The sequence below is a fragment of the Bacillus sp. JK74 genome (genome assembly GCF_053663395.1).
In genome coordinates this window covers 1-17934 of sequence record NZ_JBSJQB010000002.1, presented here as the reverse complement: position 1 = coordinate 17934, position 17934 = coordinate 1, and the positions used below count along the sequence as shown (strand labels likewise).

The window sequence follows — 17934 nt, the reverse complement described above, 5'->3', positions numbered from 1 at the left end:
AAGACTGCATAAGAACGGCTGCCGAGCCGGATCTATGCAGTCTTTTTTTATTTATACCGGGTATACGGGGTGTTTCCGGTGTGTGAATGTCAGTTGTTTGGACATGTAAGCAATGAGGCGTTTATTGAGTTCTTCCCGCAAGGAATCAGCAGGAACAATGCCGTCAATCACCATTTCAGAGGCAAGCCGGTAAAGGTTAATGTCTTCCTTATATTCATTACGCTTTTCTTGAATAAAAGCCGGCCTTTCTTCAGGGGCCAGCTCGCTGATTTTGTTTGCGTAGACCGCATTCACCGCTGCTTCAGGACCCATTACGGCAATTTGCGCAGTCGGAAGCGCTAAACAGCAGTCCGGTTCAAAAGCAGGCCCCGCCATCGCGTATAATCCGGCACCGTAGGCTTTTCTGACGATAACGGAAAGCTTCGGAACAGTCGCTTCCGCCATTGCGGAGATCATTTTTGCGCCATGCCTGATGATGCCCGCCTGCTCAACCTTCGTTCCGATCATGAATCCGGGAATGTCTGCTAAAAACAGAAGCGGAATATGGAATGCGTCGCACAAAGCGATAAATTTTGCGGCTTTATCCGCCGAATCGAGAAATAAAACTCCGCCTTTGACACGCGGCTGATTGGCGATAATGCCGATCGGCTGTCCGTGAATCCGCGCAAGCCCCGTTATTAATTCCTGCGCAAATAACGGTTTAATCTCAAAAAACGAGTCTTCATCAATGACACGTTCAATTAAATCCATCATGTTGAACGGTGCGTTTTGATGTGCCGGGATGACATCTGAGAGCGGTTTTTCAAAAGCTTTCGGGTTCTTAGATTTGTTGACGGGCGCTTTTTCAGTATAATTTGCCGGAAAGTAGCTGAGATATGTCTGCGCCATCATGATTGCTTCCTGTTCCGTCGGGGCGAGGAGATCACCGCAGCCTGATACGGAACAATGCATACGGGCGCCGCCCATTTCTTCAAGCGATACTTTCTCGCCGATCACCATTTCTGCCATGCGCGGGGAACCTAAGTACATGGATGCATTGCCTTCGACCATAATGACAATGTCGCAAAAGGCCGGAATGTAAGCGCCGCCCGCAGCGGAAGGACCGAACAATAAACAGATTTGCGGAATGCGGCCCGACAGCTTTACTTGATTATAAAAGATGCGGCCGGCTCCCCTTCTGCCCGGGAACATGTCAACCTGATCCGTAATTCTCGCACCTGCGGAATCGACTAAGTACAAGAGCGGACACTGAAGCTTCTCCGCCGTCTCCTGAATGCGGATGATTTTTTCCACCGTTTTCGCGCCCCACGAGCCCGCCTTTACGGTTGAGTCGTTTGCCATCACACAAACGGTTCTGCCGCCGATGGTTCCGATCCCGGTAACGACCCCGTCAGCCGGCAGTCCGTCTGACATGCACTCGGCGAAAAAAGCGTCTTCAACGGATATGCCGTCATCCAATAAAAGCTTCAGCCTGTCTCTTACAAAAAGTTTTCCCTTCTTTTCATTGCTTGCGTGATATTTCGCGGCTCCTCCCTTTTCAATTGTTTTGCTGCGTGTCTGCCGTTCTTTTTCGTAATCCATCCGAGTCCCTCCATGTTTTATTTTCCTTTGTATTCAGGGGGTCTTTTTTCTTTAAAAGCGCGCAGGCCCTCTTCTCTGTCAAGTGTGGGGATGACTTGTTCATATGCTTTTCGTTCGATTTCGAGCCCTGTATTGAGATCTGTCTCCAGACCCTTGTTTATCGCGGATTTTGCTTGTCTGACGGCGATCGGTCCATTAGCGGCGATGCGGCCGGCCAGTGCTTTTGCTTTTTCCATAAGTTCATCGGCTTCACAAACATGCTCGATCAGCTTCATGTCTTTTCCCTCTTCGGCAGAAAGCCTTCGGCCGGTATAGATCAATTCTTTTGCCGCGCCGGGACCGATAAGCCGGGGCAGTCTCTGCGTTCCGCCCGCCCCGGGAATGATTGCAAGCCCTGTTTCAGGAAGGCCGAGGCCCGCCCGGCTGACGGCTGTTCTGATATCGCAGGCGAGAGCGAGTTCAAGGCCTCCTCCGACAGCGGTTCCGTTCAGCGCTGCAATGACCGGCTGCGGGAGAGCTTCAATGGATGCAGCCGTTTCACCGATACGCCTGACGCTTTGCTTAACTTGTTCATGATTCATCCCCGCTCTCTCTTTTAAATCAGCGCCGGCGCAAAATGTGTTTCCGGAGCCGGTGAGAATGACACAGCGAATGGATGGCGAGTTTTTGATGTCTTCAATCACACGCTGTAAATGATCAATCATTTCTGATGACAGTGAGTTGGCCGCATGCGGGCGGTTCAGCGTGATCAGACCGATCGTTTCTTGACAGACGGAATACAAGATGCAATCTCCCATGGCTTCTCCTTTCTCATTTCGTTCTGAATGCCTGCAGGTTTCTGCTTGGCAGATCTTTGCCTATTTTATCCGCGATCCAGCCGGCGGCATAAAGAAGTTTATTCATGTCCGTCCCGGTATCAATCCCCATTTGTTCGAGCATATAAATGACGTCTTCTGTGGCGGCGTTTCCTGCTGATCCCGGAGCATACGGACAGCCGCCAAGCCCGCCTGAGGAAGTATCGAAGGATGTAATCCCCATATCAAGAGCGGGAATGATATTCGCTAGAGCCGTTCCTCTTGTATCATGGAAATGGAGTGCGATTTTTGAGGCGGGAATTCTCGGCAAAAGGGCTTCAAGCACGGCTATGACCTGCAAGGGGTTTGCCGCGCCGATTGTGTCGCCGAGCGATATTTCATCAACACCCATTTCGAGCAGGGTGTCTGACAGGCGGATGACTTGTTCGACCGGCACGTTCTGTTCGTACGGACAGCCGAACACAGTGGACAGATAAGCTCTCGTCGCCATTTTTTCAGCTTTTGCTTCAGTAATAACCCGCCTGAGCTCTTGAACGGTCCGGTCAATCGGTTTGTTTACGTTTTTTTGGTTATGGGTTTCGCTTGCAGATAAAAATACACAGGCCTGATCGATTCCGCCTTCTGCAGCATGCTCCAGTCCGATGAGGTTCGGAACGAGAGCCGCGTAGACCGTATGTTCAGATCTGGCAATGCCTTTTGCGACGTCCAGGCTGTCACGAAGAGCCGGAATCCATCTCGGATGCACGAATGATGTCACTTCGATATAGGGAAGGCCTGTTTTTGACAGCATATTGATCCACTCAATCTTATCTTCTGTATCCACCCACGCCGATTCATTCTGCAAGCCGTCACGCGGTCCTACTTCATTGATGCGGACATGTTTCGGACAGTTCATGCTGCACCTCCCGTTTTATTGAAGTTCAATCAGGACCTCTCCTTCATCAGTGAAATCACCTTCTGATTTTTTCACTTCTTTCACCGTACCCGCTGCATCAGCGATAATCGGAATTTCCATTTTCATAGATTCCAAGATGGCCACTTCCTGTCCTTCTTCAATGACATCACCGGGCTTCACATGAATTTTCCACAGGTTTCCCGCCATCTGAATTTTTATGACGCTCATTTTGACGCCCCCTCGTTCATTGTTTGTAAAAAACCGGTTGTTGCCTCACCCTTTTCAAACACTTCTGAATGGGCAATTTTTGTCAGCAGCGGAATGTTGGTTTTAATCCCTTCTACATGATATTCGCCAAGGGCGGTTTTCAGTTGTTCAATGGCTTGTTTTCTCGTATTCGCCGTGACGATCATTTTAGCAATCATCGGATCGTAAAACGGAGAAATGACGCTTCCCTTTTCGACGGCGCATTCGTGTCGCACTGACGGGTGTCTTAAAACGGAAAAAGACGAGATGGCACCGGGTGACGGGTAAAAGGTGACCGGGTCTTCCGCATAGATCCGCACTTCTATCGCATGACCGCGGTGGTTGATATCTTTCTGCGAGAAAGTCAGCGCCTGCCCGGCGGCGATTTTCAGCTGTTCTTCCACAAGATCCAGTCCTGTAATTTCTTCTGTCACCGGATGCTCCACCTGCAGTCTTGTGTTCATCTCTAAAAAATAGATTTGTTTCTTTTGGTCGACGAGAAATTCTATTGTGCCTGCATTTTGGTAGCCGATCGATTTAGCGGCTTTAACGGCGGTTTCACCGAGTCTTTGTCTTAATTCATCGTCAACAAACGGCGACGGCGCTTCTTCTATCACTTTTTGGTGGCGCCTTTGTACTGAACAGTCACGTTCAAACAGATGAACGGTGTTTCCGAAAGAATCTGCGAGAATCTGAATTTCAATATGACGGGCATTTTCAATGACCTTTTCCATATACATTGCGCCGTCTCCAAAAAAGGACGCGGCCCGCTTTTGATTGCCTTCGAACGCTTTGGCCAGCTCTTCTTCTGAATGTACGATCTGCATGCCGATTCCGCCTCCCCCTGCAGACGCTTTCAGCATGACCGGAAAGCCGATGGCACGGGCTTCGGCTAAGGCGGAGTGAACATCGGGCAATGGCTCTGAAACACCGGGAACGATCGGGACCTTTGCTTTTTGCATCGTTTTTCGGGCTTCTATCTTGCTGCCCATCTTGGCGATGATATCACCGGGCGGGCCGATAAATGTGATTTGTTCCTTCCGGCAGCGTTCGGCGAACAGGCTGTTTTCTGACAGCAGCCCGTAGCCCGGATGAATGGCGTCCGCTCCGGCGGATTTGGCGGCTTCTATGATTCTGTCGATATGTAAATAGCTTTCATTTACTCTCGATTTACCGATCGGATAGGCCTCATCAGCCACTTTTACATGCAGCGCGTCCCGGTCGGCTTCTGAATACACAGCTGCCGAGGGGATGCCGAGACGTTTGCAGGTGCGGATAATTCTTAAGGCGATTTCTCCTCTGTTGGCAATCAGGACTTTTTTAAACAAATGTGAAGCACTCCTTTTTCATTAAGTTAACTTGAGCTCTTCAATCGTTTTTTCCCGCAGCTTGAATTTCTGAATTTTTCCTGAGGCTGTCATTGGATATTCATCTGTAAACAAAACATACCTGGGGACTTTATAGCGGGCGATATGTTCTTTGCAAAAGGTTCTGATGTCTTCTGCGGAAGCGGTTTGTCCGTCTTTGAGCCTGACCCACGCCGCGGCCTCTTCTCCGTATTTCGGATCAGGCACGCCGACGACCTGAACGTCTGCCACTGCGGGATGCCGATATAACATTTCCTCAATTTCGCGCGGATAGATATTTTCGCCGCCCCTGATCAGCATGTCTTTCAGACGGCCCGTGATTTTGCAGTACCCGTCCTCGTCCATGACAGCCAAATCACCGGTATGCAGCCAGCCGTCCTTGTCTATCGCTTCTTCGGTCGCTTCTTGATTTTTATAGTAACCTTTCATGACATGATATCCGCGGGTGCAGAGCTCTCCTTGTTCGCCCCGGTCGGCTTCTTGGGATGTTCCGGGCCGAACGATTCTGACTTCGATATGGGGAAGCGCGCGCCCCGCTGTTTCCACTCTTCTTTCAAATGAATCATCCGTTCTTGTCTGCGTAATGACAGGTGATGCTTCGGTCTGTCCGTAGGCAATGGTAATGCCGGTCATCCCCATTTTGCCGATCACTTCTCTCATGACTTCCGCCGGGCATGGCGAGCCTGCCATAATCCCGGTTCGGACGTGGGAAAGATCATATGCAGAAAAACGGCTGTCATTTAGGAGGGCGATAAACATCGTCGGTACACCGTGCAGAGCCGTGCAGGCTTCTTGCTCCACCGTTTTCAGAACGGCCGGCGGAGAAAACTGTTCGATCGGAATCATCGCCGCACCCGCGGAAACACATGCCAGCACGCCAAGCACACACCCGAAGCAGTGGAAAAACGGCACGGGAATACATAAACGGTCACTTGAAGTAAGCTTCATGCATTCTGCGATATTGGCCGCGTTATTTACGATATTAAAATGTGAGAGCATGACGCCTTTCGGAAATCCGGTCGTACCTGATGTATATTGCATATGAATGCAATCATCCTTTTTCAGGCTGTCCATCCTTCCGTCAAGCGCTGCATCCGTTACAGCTTCGCCTTCCTTCAGCAAAGAATCCCAGCGGTGCATCCCGGGCGGACTTTTATCACCGATATATAACACCGTCCGTAAAAAGGGGTAACGTTTCGAACGCAGCCTGCCGTGCTCACAAGTTTTCAGCTCCGGAATCAGCTTATTCACCATCTCAACATAAGATGTCTGCCGGTAGGAATCCATGATTATCAGGGCCGAGACGTCTGAATGCGCCAGCAGGTAATCGAGTTCTGCGATTTGAAAATTTGTATTAATGGTGACCAGAACAGCGCCGATTTTCGCCGTTGCAAATTGCGCCGCGAGCCATTCCGGTATGTTGGATGCCCATATGGCCACATGATCTCCTTTTTCAATTCCCAGTTTCATCAGCCCTTTTGCGGTTTGCCGGCATAACCGGTCAAACTCGGCATACGTATAACGAAGGCCGCGCTCAGGGTAAACAACCGCTTCATGATCCGGAAAAAGCTCCGCGGTCCGCTCAAGCAGCTTTCCGGCTGTTAAATGGATAAGTTCAGCCATATGACCTGCCCCCTTCCATCCCTGTCTTAGTAAACGTTTTCATTTCACTTCAAAAGCTGTCTTGCGATGACCATTCTTTGAATTTCTGATGTTCCTTCGCCAATCTCCATCAGCTTTGCGTCACGAAGCATACGTTCGACACCGCATTCCTTCATATAACCGGAACCGCCATGAATTTGGATGGCCTGAAGGCAGGTTCTGACGGCCATTTCTGAAGCATAAAGCTTGGCGAATGCCGCTTCTTTCGTAAATGGCAGGTTTTGATCCTTCAGCCATGCCGCTTTAAGCACCATTTGTCTGGCAAGGTCAATTTCCATCGCCATATCGGCCAGCTTAAATTGAATGGCTTGAAATGACGATATCGGACTGCCGAACTGCTTGCGTTCCTTCGCATATGACAGCGACGCCTCCAGTGCGCCTTGAGCGATACCGACAGCCAGTGCCGCAATCGAGATCCGCCCGCCGTCTAATGTATATAAAAATTGTTTAAAACCTTTTTCAGGATCACCGAGCAGGTTATCGGCAGGCACCCTGACATCCTCCAGCACAAGCTCGGCCGTATCCGATCCTCTCACACCCATCTTGTCGTACGGATTTGTGATCGTAAATCCCGGTGTGTCTGTCGGGACGATGAGAGCTGAAATGATCGGTTTTCCGGCGGAGTTCTTTCCCGTAACGGCGGTGACAATGACCGTGCGGGCGTAATTTGCGTTTGTGATCCAGCATTTTTCTCCGTTTATCACATAGTCATCGCCCTTTTTCTCGGCTTTTGTCTGGGTGCCGCCGGCATCTGAACCGGCATTCGGCTCTGTCAGCCCGAATGATCCGAGCGCTTTTCCCGAAGCAAGCGGAACAAGATGTTCTTGCTTTTGCTGTTCAGTACCGAAATAGTATAATGGGCTTGCGCCGAGTGACACGGCTGCCGCGTAGCTCAGCCCCGTGCTGCCGCAGGCTTTTCCGATTTCTTCGACCGCTGCTGCATATGAAATGGTGTCACCGCCCGCCCCGCCGTATTCTTCCGGAAACGGAATTCCGAGCAGCCCGAGTTCGCCTATTTTTTTAAATGTGTCTATCGGGAAGACGGCTGATTGATCAACCTCATGGGCTTTCGGGGCAATTTCATTTTTGGCGAAATCTCTGACCATTTCGCGCACCATCTGCTGTTCTTTTGTCAGTTGAAAATTCATTAACCTTCCTCCTTCTGCTGCTTTCTACATTTTATTAATGGGGGTCTTTATTCATTCCATCCAAATAAAGTCTGAACATTCGGACTCATCCGCCGCAAAAAAAAACTGACAGTGCCGCAACTGTCAGTTTTATTAATAATGGCTATTTAATCGTCCGTTTTGCGGAGGGACGGCTCTCATGGTGAAGCCTGTCAACGGAAGTAACGATATAGGTGCATGCTTCTTCCGCCCGAATAACAGTATCTGAAAATGTCTGCGTCCGTGACGATGTTTTTCTGACTGTATCCACTAAATAAGGCTGCTTTCCCTTTTCTGCGCGGTAAATGGCGTAATAAGCCGTTTTTTTACCGTTGGATTTCGCATCTTCGATATAGAGTGTATGGCCTGAAGCATTCTTCTCCGCCCGTTTGACAGCCGGTTTTTTTAAAGCGGAATGTCCGAGCCAAGGCATCTCGGGAATTAATGCGGGCCGGCTGTACATGTCATTGATCAAACGGTTTTTCACATCGAGCGGATTACGGTTTAAATCCTTTAAACTGAAATGCATGCTGCCTTTTATCCATGCTGATCCTCTGTTTAGAGTAATCTGTCTTCCGTATTCCCCCGGGTCGGCCCAGACCGGATCAGTATTGTTGTTGATTTTATAAGCAGCCTGCCCGATATATAAATGCACCGGCCGATTGTTCACTTCTTTTCCCCACCAATCCGCTAAGACGTCATATGCCGCCGCTTTAAATCCGATACTCCAGTAAATTTGCGGTGCGATGTAATCAATGTATCCTTTTTGGACCCATTCTCTTGTATCAGCATATAAGTCATCGTAGTTCCGCACCCCGGCGGCCGTTTCGGAGCCTGTCGGATCATCTGCGGCATTTCTCCATACGCCGAACGGGCTGATTCCGAATTTGACATAAGGTTTTTCTCGTTTGATGGTTTCGTTGATTTCTTTTACAAGCCGGTTGACGTTATCCCTGCGCCAGTCATCAATTGATGCAAAGTGAGCTTTTCCGTACCGTTCGTATTCCGCCTGATCGGGGAATTCCTGTCCGGCAATTTTATAAGGATAAAAATAATCATCCATATGAACCGCATCAATGTCATAACGGCTGACCACCTCTTTGATTCCATCCGTTATAAATTGTCTTACTTCCGGAATTCCAGGATTATAGTACAGCTGTTTTCCGTATGCAGCGACCCAGTCCGGATGGGAACGCGCGGGATGATCGTCTGAAAGCGCATTCAAATTTGTGTGATTCATCGTGATCCGGTAAGGATTGAACCAAGCGTGAAATTCAAGATTCCGTTTATGTGTCTCTTCAACTAAAAAAGCAAGCGGATCGTATCCGGGATTTTTGCCTTGTGTTCCTGTCAGATACTCTGACCAAGGCCCGTAATCTGATGGATAAAAAGCATCAGCCGCAGGCTTAATTTGGACGATAACGGCGTTCATTCCCATCTCCTGAACGTCATCCAGCAGCTTGCTGTATTCTCTTTTTTGCTCTTCCGGTGACAGCCCTTTTTTAGAGGGCCAGTCGATATTGGTGACAGATGCGATCCATACGGCTCGCATTTCTCTCTCCGGCTGAGTGCCGCTTGCTTGTGCGGATGCTGAGAACGTAAAGATGCCGGCTGTCAGTACAACGGCCAAAAACCATATCATGCTAAAACGGCAGCTTTTCATGTTTTTCCCCCTCTCTGCTTTACGGTATTCCGAAGCATTCCGGGCGGTGAATCAGGAAGCCTGCTTTGCTCCTCTCAGCCTAAAAGGGAAAGAAAAAAGTCCTAAAGCGAATCAAAACGCTTCAGGACTTTTTATGTTTTATGGCGGCGAGCACGTCAATGACCTTCGTTCCGACGCCGACGCATGTTTCAAGAATGGCCTGCGCTCCGGCAATGGACAAAATGAAAATAACCGGATGTGCATAGCGGGGCCAGACCAAATAGCAGATGCCGATCAATATGGCGCACCAGACGCCCGCACACCAATAACATTGCAGCATATAACCGAATGCGGAGGAAGGGACTTTTTTTTGGATGGCGCGCCCGTTTTGATCGACGGTTTTTTCTTGCTTTATAAAGGGTTTTCTTATGAATTCCGTAATCTTATCAAATACGATCAAATGGGTCAGCCGGTAGCTGGCAAGAATAATCATTACATACGTAAGCCAAGATAGGTTCGTCATCTCAAAGCCTCCAAAAAAAACTGAGTGTGATTCCCCTATCTTGCCCTTTGTCTTCTTCAGTCATTCTGCCGGATGTTACAGATTCCGCGCCAAGCGTCTTCCGCTGTTTGCGATGATGTCCAGTATGACCTCGGCATTTTTGTGTGCAAACTCGGGCTCAAACATATCTTTATGGGCTCCCTCGCCCTGATATTCCTGGTAGAGTCCCGTTGTGGCGCCTTCCCATTTCTTCGGCTCAGACTCAGCATTGTGCTCTTCCTTTAAGCCGGCCTCGATAAAATGGAGGTTTGCCGCAATTTGGCCGTCATTTATCAGTTCCGCCCAGTACGTTTGATAGCGCTCTGTTTTTCTGATGACCGCTTCCCTGACGGCTTCCGGGACATTTTCGGCTGTTGCGTTTGTTGGCTGCGGCGGCAGTGCGTCAAGCTTTCTGTACGCGTCCGCGATAATGACATCGCTGATTTCTAAGCCGCGCTTTTCCATCGCTTTTGCCGCCTCGAATGCCGTATTGCCGCCCGCTGAATATCCGAAGAGGATATAAGGGCCTTCCGGCTGGATTTCCAGCATTTTATCAATGTATTGTTCCATTCTGCTGTCTTCTTCAATAAAGTTAAAACCGTACACAGCAGCCCGTCCATTTAATGCCGCCGCCAGATCTTTAAAGAAAATGCCGAAACCTGAGATAGGCGGAAAACAGAAAAGATTGCGGCCTTTCGGCTGATTCAGTCTGCTGATATGCTGTTCGGCAGCTTCTGACAGTGTGTTTGAATACAGCTTTTCAGCCAATTGTTCAATTGTCGGATATTCAAATATCATTTCAATCGGGACGTCCATCTGCTGCCTGGTCTTCAGCTGATGAATCACTTGCAATGCTTTCAAAGAATGGCCGCCCAGCTCAAAGAAGTCATCCTGTATGCCCAGCTCTCCGCAGCCGAGGATCGGCGTCCAAATGTCGATCAGCTCACGCTCTACCCAGTTTCGTGGCGGAACGGCTTTTGATGAAGCTTTTTTCCGTTCCGGCGCAGGCAGCCCGCGGCGGTCCACTTTGCCGTTTGCGGTAAGCGGCATACGGTCAAGCTTCATCACATACTGCGGAATCATATAGTCGGGAAGCGACCTGGCCAATAGGGATCGAATGGCTCTTTCTTCAGCATGTGCGCCTGTATAATACGCACAAAGGGTTGCTTCTTGTCCTTCGTCTGACACGATGACTGCCGCTTCCCTGATTCCATCAATTTCAGTCAGCCGCGCTTCAATTTCGGCCGGCTCGATACGCTTCCCGCGAATCTTGAATTGACGGTCGATACGGCTGATGTATCCGATGCTTCCATCAGGCAGCCAGTGTGCCAAATCCCCTGTTCTGTAGATCTTTTCTTCAGGATGAACCGGATGGCTGACAAACGCTTCACTTGTTAAATCAGGCCTGTTTAAATAGCCTTTGGCAACCCCGTCCCCGCCGACACAAAGCTCACCGGGCACGCCGATCGGCGCAAGTCCGCCATTTTTATCAATGATATACGCTGTTGAATTGCTGATCGGTTTTCCGATTGGGATCGGCTGAGAAAAATCGTTCCTGATTTCGTAAAAGGTAGAAAATGTCGTATTTTCCGTCGGCCCGTATATGTTATAAAGGCTGAGATTCGGACAGCGGTGTCTGACCTTATTGATGAGCGCCGGGGACAATGCTTCTCCACCGACATATAAGGTGTGCAATCCGGAAAACATCTCCGGATCCGCCTGGGCAAACTGGTTAAAGAGCGCCGTCGTCAAAAACAGAATCGTAATACGATTGGAACAAAGATAATTGCCGAACCTCTCAGGGGCAAGCATTGTCGTGCGGTCAACCACATGAAGGCACGCTCCGGTCAATAGCGCTCCGAAGATTTCAAACGTCACTGCGTCAAAACCGATGGACCCTGTCAGAATGAGACGGTCCGTCGTGCCGGCTGACGTGTAATTGCTGTTTGACACGAGCGATACGACGTTGCGGTTGGAAATCATTACGCCCTTCGGTTTTCCTGTTGAACCGGATGTATACATAATATAGGCAAGATCATCAGGTGACGTAACGGTATTCAGTTTTCCCGCCTCAGCGGTTTGTTTTTCAGCTGCAGCCGGGATAGAGATGATGTGAGAAAAGTCAACGTCAGTCTCAATCCCTTTTTGTACCGTTAACAGCTGTGCTCCGCTCTCAGTGAGCATATCGGCGATCCTGTCGGATGGCAGTTCTGCATCGAGCGGAAGGTACGTCCCTCCCGCTTTCAATACAGCAAGAACAGCGATGATAAATTCCGGTGAGCGTTCGGCAAGAATCCCGGCAATTCCTTTTGGCGCCAAACCGTTTTCCAGCAGGATGCGGGCGAACGCAGTTGACCGTTCATCGAGCTCCCGGTACGTCATCGTCAGCCCGCCGGCGTGAAGCGCCTGATGATCCGGGGTTTTCTTCACCTGTCGGCTGAACAGGCTGATGATGCTTTCGTCTCTTTCATAAATTGTTTTCGTGTCATTAAATTCGCCTATTATTCTTGATTTTTCCTTTTGTCCGAGCATCGGAAGCCGATCAGCGGGAACATCGGGATTGAAGGCGGCGCCGCGCAGCGCTTCTTCCAATTGTCCTTTTACGCTCTCTATCCATACTTCGTCATAAACGTTCGCATTGTAGCTGAATTTGATGATCAGCTCATCGCCGGGCGCTATGATGAGGTTAAAATCGTAGCCCGATTGTTCCGAAACATTGACATTCCCGATCCGGAACGGTGCATCCGATTCCTTTTCCGCGTCTCTCATCTGCTGCTGAATCGGATAATTTTCAAACACGATGATATGGTCGATTAAATCCTGTTTCAGCTCAGTCTGAGATTGGATGTCAGCAAGCGGATGATAACTGAACGCCTCTGAATCAAGCATTTCTTTCTGGCTGCGGCCCAGCAGTTCTCTAAAGCTTTCGTCACCCGTTTTAATGCGTACCGGCACGGTATTGATAAACAGCCCGATCATGCTTTCCACGCCGTCAATGACGGAAGGCCGCCCTGATACGACAGCGCCGAATACAGCATCGTCCGTCCGGTTGTAGCGCTGCAGCATCAGGCCCCATACAGTCTGCATAAGAACCGCGAGCGTAGCGCCCTCTTCTTTGGCGATGGTTTTCAGCCTGTCTGTCAGATTTTGATCTAAAGAAAACAGGAGCTCTTTCTTACGGTAGCCTTTTTCCTGGGGACGGGCCGATATTTTCGGGAGTCCTGAGGGTGTCTCGCAGCCTGCTAAATATCCTTTCCAATACTCAGAAGCCGCGTCTTTGTCCTGATCAGTCAGCCATGTAATATACGTGCTGTAAGGCTTTGCGGGCGCCAATGTGACGGGTGAGTCTGATTCAATCGCCCGGTACATATGCATGAATTCCTGAAGGACGATACCGAGGCACCAGCCGTCCATAAGGATGTGATGGTGGCTCCAGACGCATACATATTTTTCGTCAGCCGTTTTAAACAAAGACACACGCATCAGCATATCCTTTTGCAAGTCAAAGCCTTTTAAGCGGTCACGTTCCTTAAATCGCTGTAAGTAGGCGCTCTGTTCCGCTTCATCCAAATGTGTAAGATCTTCGCGGTGCAGCCGGAATTCCCGCTCACGCAGCACGACTTGGCGGGGGCCGTTCAGCTGAGCGACATGAGGTAAAAAAACCGTTCTGAAAATATCGTGGCGGCTGATGACAGACTGTACGCTTTGCTCAAACAATTCCGGACGAAGCCGGCCTTTTATGGTGAAGACGGATTGCTCGATATATGCAGCCCCCTCCTTTTGCAGAAAGGAATGAAAAAGCATTCCTTCCTGCATTCGGCTGAGGGGATAAATATTTTGGATATTTTTTGTTTTGTCCATGTGTTCCTCCCGCTCGGTTTAGTGGAAGCTGAGTAAGTCGGCAATATCCTGCAATGCTTCCTCAGTCAGCTCCCGATCATCAAAGTCACTGACGGTCTTCTCCGTATCGGTTTTGCTGAGGCAGTGTTCCGACAGTTTCAGGAGATAATACCGGCAGCTTTCGGACAGCCGTTCGATCGTACCTTGCCGGAAGCGTTCCGTTTCATAGGAAATGCTGACGGTCATCCGGCCTTTTGCCGCAATCGCGCTGATTTCAAGTGACTGCTCCCGTTTCCATGTATCTGTGACATCATCTCCGCCTCCCAAGGGAGAAAACTGAAACGCGTCAGGCTGTTCCGTTTCTGCCGGATTCCCGCCGGGCGCATCGAATTGTCCGAGATAATTAAAGCTGATCTCCGGTGCTTTCCCGAAAGTCATCCCGGCAAGCTTCGGCGGTGTTAAATATTTGAGGACGCCGTATCCGTTCCCTTTATCCGGAATGCGCCGCAATGTGTCTTTAACGGTTTTCAATGTGCGAATTTCATATTCTTCAAGAGGTTCATAAACTCCGCTCCGGACAAGCACCGGGTAAATGGAAGTGAACCACCCCACTGTCCTGCTGATGTCCGCACCTGCCTGCTCCGATTGGCGTCCGTGTCCTTCAAGGGCGATTTTCAAAGCGTGCCGCGGCGACCACTTTTGAAGGGCAAGCACGGCGGAAGCCAACAGCACATCTTGCGTATCCGTATTGTAGGCGCTGTGCACATCTTTCAACAGGGCGTCCGTTTCACTTTCTGTCAGAGTGAAGGATACCGTGTTCCGTTTTTTTGCTGGAGTTTGAGATAGACCTGCCTGCTCGTAAGGAAGACTTTCTGTTTCATAGTGTTCAATCTCCCGCCAATACTCCGCCTGCTGAAGAAGCTGTCTGCTTTCGGCATAATCGGCCAGCTGCTCCGTATATGTTTTGAATGACATGGTTTTCGGAGGGAGTTTGATTTCCTGTCCAGAGGCGGCCTGCTCATAAGCAGAAGCCAAGTCTTCCAATAAAATCCGCCATGATATCCCGTCGACAGCGAGATGATGGACGGTCAGAAACAAGTAATCTTCTGCTTCAGAGCGGAACAGCCCCGCCTGTACCAGCGGCCCGTTCTCCAAATCCATGTTTCTCTGAAGCTCTGCGACGCGGCGTTTTATAACACGTTCCTTCTCATGCTCATCGCCTTCCGTTTCTAATATGGTCAGGTTGTAAAGCTGCTCATCTGCGAGGTCAGCCGGTCTGTTGAAGAGGAGAAGACCTTTCTCTTCGTCTTTTTTGCAGACAAGGCGCAAGGCATCATGATGAACGGTAATGGCTTTTAACGTTTTCCTCAGAGCCTCTTCATCTATTGAATTTGTTCTCGTCAGCATGACGGACTGGTTAAAATGATTTGCTTCCTTCATGTCTTGTGTGAAGAACCATTTGTGAACCGGCGACCACTTCACTTCTCCTTCTGCGGGAGCTTGGCTGACCGGCTGCCGCTCTGTACGGACATAAGGAGCCAGCTCTCTAATTGTCGGCCGGCTGAAAATATCTTTTACGGCGATCTGTTTTCCTGCCTGATGTAATCGGGCTGATACTTGCAGGGCTTTGATGGAATCGCCGCCCAGTTCAAAAAATGATTGATCCGCGGCAATGTTTTCAGTTCCGAGCACTTCGCTCCAAATCGCGGAAAGCTCTTTTTCCAAGTCGCTTTCAGGCTCCGTAAATGCCCGTCCGGTGTGCGCTTTTTTCCGCGGCTCAGGAAGCGCGCGGCGGTCAAGCTTCCCGTTCGGTGTGACAGGCAGGGCTTCAAGTGTTTCAAAGAACGCCGGCACCATATAAGCGGGCATTTCATTTCTGAGTGCCTGCTGCACGGTTTCACTTTCTGTTCCTTCTTCTGTCACGATATAAGCGCATAGTTCCGTTTGGCCTGCTGATGCGGACAGAGCGGTAACGGCTGCTTCCTTGACACCTTTTATGCCTGTTAAGGCCGATTCAATTTCTTTCAGTTCCACCCGGTAGCCTCTGATTTTGACTTGCTCGTCCATTCGGCCGATATATTGCAGCGTGCCGTCCGGCAGCCATTTTGCCAGATCGCCCGTGCGGTACATGCGCCGGTTCTTGTGGAAGGGGTCTTGGACAAAGACTTGAGCCGTTTGCTTAGGAAGATTGCGGTACCCTCTTGCAAGGCCGGAACCCGAAATGCAAAGTTCTCCCGTTACACCGATCGGCTGCGGGTGATCCCCGTTTAAAATATAAACGTGTGAATGCTCAATCGGACGGCCGATCGTAATGTTCTCACTTTGTTCTATATGTCTTGCCGCTGTAGTGGCGACGCTGTTTTCCGTCGGGCCGTACTCATTGGCAAGCTCCGTGTGAGGACAAACTGATAAACTGCGGCTGATAATGTTTTGGTCGACAGCTTCTCCAGCTAATGTGACAATTCTGAGAGACTCTGCATCCCCCGGCTCCAGTACGTCAAGCAGTGTACGGTACAGTACGGGAACAATGATCATATGAGTGATGCGGTAAGATGCAAGATAGTGTTTAATGGCAAGAATATCTCTTGCTTCATCTTCAGCTGGAACGGCCGCCTTCGCACCTGAAATCAGCGGTGTGAACATACTTGTCACAAAACCGTCAAAGGAAAATGAAAAGAGCTGAAGAACTGTATCTTTCTCATTCAGATCATAAAATCCGCTGCGCCATTGAAGGGTTTTGCTGACGGAACGATGTTCGACCATAACCCCTTTCGGCCTGCCTGTCGTCCCGGACGTGTAAATGATGTAAGCCAAATCTTCCGGTGCTGATAATGGCTGAACCGATGATGCGTCTTGTTCTTGGATATCCTCCAGTGCGAGCACTTCACCTTTAAAATGATCAGGCACTTGATCTATCGCGCCGTGTACGGTAAGGAGAAGCGCTGTGCCGCTGTCTGAAATGATATATCGCTTGCGTTCCTCCGGGTATTCAGGATCTATCGGGACGTAGGCGCCCCCGGCTTTCCAAACCCCGAAGACTGCGGCGACTTGTTCCGGTGATCTTGGTATCACAATGCCGACGGCGGCATCCGGTCCGATCTGCCGTTTTTGCAGAGCTCTGGCGATTTTATTCGACCATTCATCTAATTCTTTATATGTGACCAACGTTTCCCCGCTGATAAGGGCTGCCGCATCCGGTGTTTTTCGCGCCTGGGTGATGAACAGTTCATGAACTGTTTTTTCAGGCAGCTGTTTATCCGTCATGCCGTTAAAGTCCGAAAGAATTCGGTCCCGTTCCGCAGCAGTCAGCATGCTGATCGCTTGTATAGAAGTTTCCGGTTCACGGACAATGTGTTCAAGCATCGTCATAAAGTGGGAAGCCCAGCGCTGCATCGTTTCTTTCCGGAATAAAGACGCCGCATATTCAAACAGAAAATGAATCTGTCCCCCGCCTTCAGAAGCCTGCAAAGTGACATCAAATTTGGAAACCGGACGGGACACGTCCGCAGGCTGAATATGCAAACCGTCCAACAGCAATTCCTCATGCTCCATATTCTGAACGACAAGCATGGCATCAAACAGCGGATTACGGCTTGTGTCCCGCTGCACGCCGAGCCGTTCCACCAGCTCTTCAAACGGGTAGTCCTGATGTTCATACGCCTCAAGCGCCGCCTGGCGGACTTCCGCCAAATAATCGGTAAACCGTTTGTCCCCCTTCGGCTCCGTTCTGATGGCGAGCGTGTTGACGAACATGCCGAGAATCGGTTCAAGGTCTTTGTGCGGACGCCCGGCAATCGGCGAGCCGACAATGATGTCTTCCTGCCCGCTCAATCTCGCGAGTAACGTATTGTACGCGGCGAGAAGAACCATATACAAAGTGGAGCCGTGATCGCGTGCGATGCGGTGAAGGCCGGATGCCGTTTCAGCGTCAAGCGTGCACGATACGCTGCCGCCCGCAAAGCTTCTGACAGCCGGACGGGGCTTGTCAGCCGGAAGCTCCAGCACCGGAAGCTCTCCTTCTAACCGCTTCAGCCAATAGGCTTCCTGCTTCTGATACCCTTCTTTCTGCTGAAACGACCGCTGCCAGACGGCATAGTCTTTATATTGAAGGCGCATCGGCGCAAGCGAACGGCCTGCGTACAGCTCGCCGAATTCTTTTATCAAGGTGTTGACGGACAC

At 50.1% G+C, this 17934-nt stretch carries 11 protein-coding genes; all 11 read right to left on the bottom strand.

All coding sequences use genetic code 11. The features are described 5' to 3' along the window. Positions 1 to 51: 51 nt before the first annotated feature. Positions 52 to 1581: an acyl-CoA carboxylase subunit beta gene (locus ACWJJ5_RS05055; protein WP_454022255.1), complete on the bottom strand. Its 1530-nt coding sequence runs from the start codon at positions 1579 to 1581 to the stop codon at positions 52 to 54. Positions 1582 to 1598: 17 nt separating this feature from the next. Beyond that, on the bottom strand, positions 1599 to 2378 hold the full coding sequence (locus ACWJJ5_RS05050; protein WP_454022254.1) for an enoyl-CoA hydratase: 780 nt from the start codon (positions 2376 to 2378) through the stop codon (positions 1599 to 1601). Positions 2379 to 2391: 13 nt separating this feature from the next. Then, positions 2392 to 3291, bottom strand: a complete 900-nt coding sequence (locus ACWJJ5_RS05045) for a hydroxymethylglutaryl-CoA lyase (RefSeq protein ID WP_007410122.1) — start codon at positions 3289 to 3291, stop codon at positions 2392 to 2394. A 15-nt stretch (positions 3292 to 3306) separates the two neighbouring features. Then, complete coding sequence (locus tag ACWJJ5_RS05040) at positions 3307 to 3519, bottom strand: acetyl-CoA carboxylase biotin carboxyl carrier protein subunit (RefSeq protein WP_007410121.1); 213 nt, start codon at positions 3517 to 3519, stop codon at positions 3307 to 3309. After that, positions 3516 to 4865, bottom strand: coding sequence for an acetyl-CoA carboxylase biotin carboxylase subunit (locus tag ACWJJ5_RS05035; protein WP_454022253.1), 1350 nt, complete (start codon positions 4863 to 4865; stop codon positions 3516 to 3518). The genes ACWJJ5_RS05040 and ACWJJ5_RS05035 overlap by 4 nt, the downstream gene beginning before the upstream one ends. Positions 4866 to 4886: 21 nt before the next feature. Beyond that, positions 4887 to 6527 carry an AMP-binding protein gene (locus tag ACWJJ5_RS05030; protein WP_454022252.1) on the bottom strand — a complete coding sequence of 547 codons (1641 nt, stop codon included), beginning with the start codon at positions 6525 to 6527 and terminating at the stop codon, positions 4887 to 4889. 44 nt (positions 6528 to 6571) lie between these two features. Continuing rightward, positions 6572 to 7714 carry an acyl-CoA dehydrogenase family protein gene (locus ACWJJ5_RS05025; protein ID WP_032857977.1) on the bottom strand — a complete coding sequence of 381 codons (1143 nt, stop codon included), beginning with the start codon at positions 7712 to 7714 and terminating at the stop codon, positions 6572 to 6574. Positions 7715 to 7856: 142 nt separating this feature from the next. Continuing rightward, entirely contained in the window at positions 7857 to 9395 is a 1539-nt protein-coding gene (locus tag ACWJJ5_RS05020) for a glycoside hydrolase family 10 protein (protein WP_454022251.1), read from the bottom strand. A 121-nt stretch (positions 9396 to 9516) separates the two neighbouring features. Next, positions 9517 to 9897: a DUF1360 domain-containing protein gene (locus tag ACWJJ5_RS05015; protein WP_015388151.1), complete on the bottom strand. Its 381-nt coding sequence runs from the start codon at positions 9895 to 9897 to the stop codon at positions 9517 to 9519. Between the two features lie 75 nt (positions 9898 to 9972). After that, the gene (locus ACWJJ5_RS05010) at positions 9973 to 13776 is read right to left on the bottom strand and encodes a non-ribosomal peptide synthetase (protein WP_454022250.1); all 3804 of its coding nucleotides are present in this window, start codon (positions 13774 to 13776) and stop codon (positions 9973 to 9975) included. Between the two features lie 18 nt (positions 13777 to 13794). Further along, positions 13795 to 17934, bottom strand: a 4140-nt coding sequence (locus tag ACWJJ5_RS05005; RefSeq protein WP_454022249.1) for an amino acid adenylation domain-containing protein, incomplete at its 5' end; no start/stop codon positions are given.

Coding starts and splice junctions, on each gene's coding strand:
- ACWJJ5_RS05055 (WP_454022255.1), bottom strand. CDS start 1,581: ATGGATTACGAAAAAGAACGGCAGACACGCAGCAAAACAATTGAAAAG.
- ACWJJ5_RS05050 (WP_454022254.1), bottom strand. CDS start 2,378: ATGGGAGATTGCATCTTGTATTCCGTCTGTCAAGAAACGATCGGTCTG.
- ACWJJ5_RS05045 (WP_007410122.1), bottom strand. CDS start 3,291: ATGAACTGTCCGAAACATGTCCGCATCAATGAAGTAGGACCGCGTGAC.
- ACWJJ5_RS05040 (WP_007410121.1), bottom strand. CDS start 3,519: ATGAGCGTCATAAAAATTCAGATGGCGGGAAACCTGTGGAAAATTCAT.
- ACWJJ5_RS05030 (WP_454022252.1), bottom strand. CDS start 6,527: ATGGCTGAACTTATCCATTTAACAGCCGGAAAGCTGCTTGAGCGGACC.
- ACWJJ5_RS05025 (WP_032857977.1), bottom strand. CDS start 7,714: ATGAATTTTCAACTGACAAAAGAACAGCAGATGGTGCGCGAAATGGTC.
- ACWJJ5_RS05020 (WP_454022251.1), bottom strand. CDS start 9,395: ATGAAAAGCTGCCGTTTTAGCATGATATGGTTTTTGGCCGTTGTACTG.
- ACWJJ5_RS05015 (WP_015388151.1), bottom strand. CDS start 9,897: ATGACGAACCTATCTTGGCTTACGTATGTAATGATTATTCTTGCCAGC.
- ACWJJ5_RS05010 (WP_454022250.1), bottom strand. CDS start 13,776: ATGGACAAAACAAAAAATATCCAAAATATTTATCCCCTCAGCCGAATG.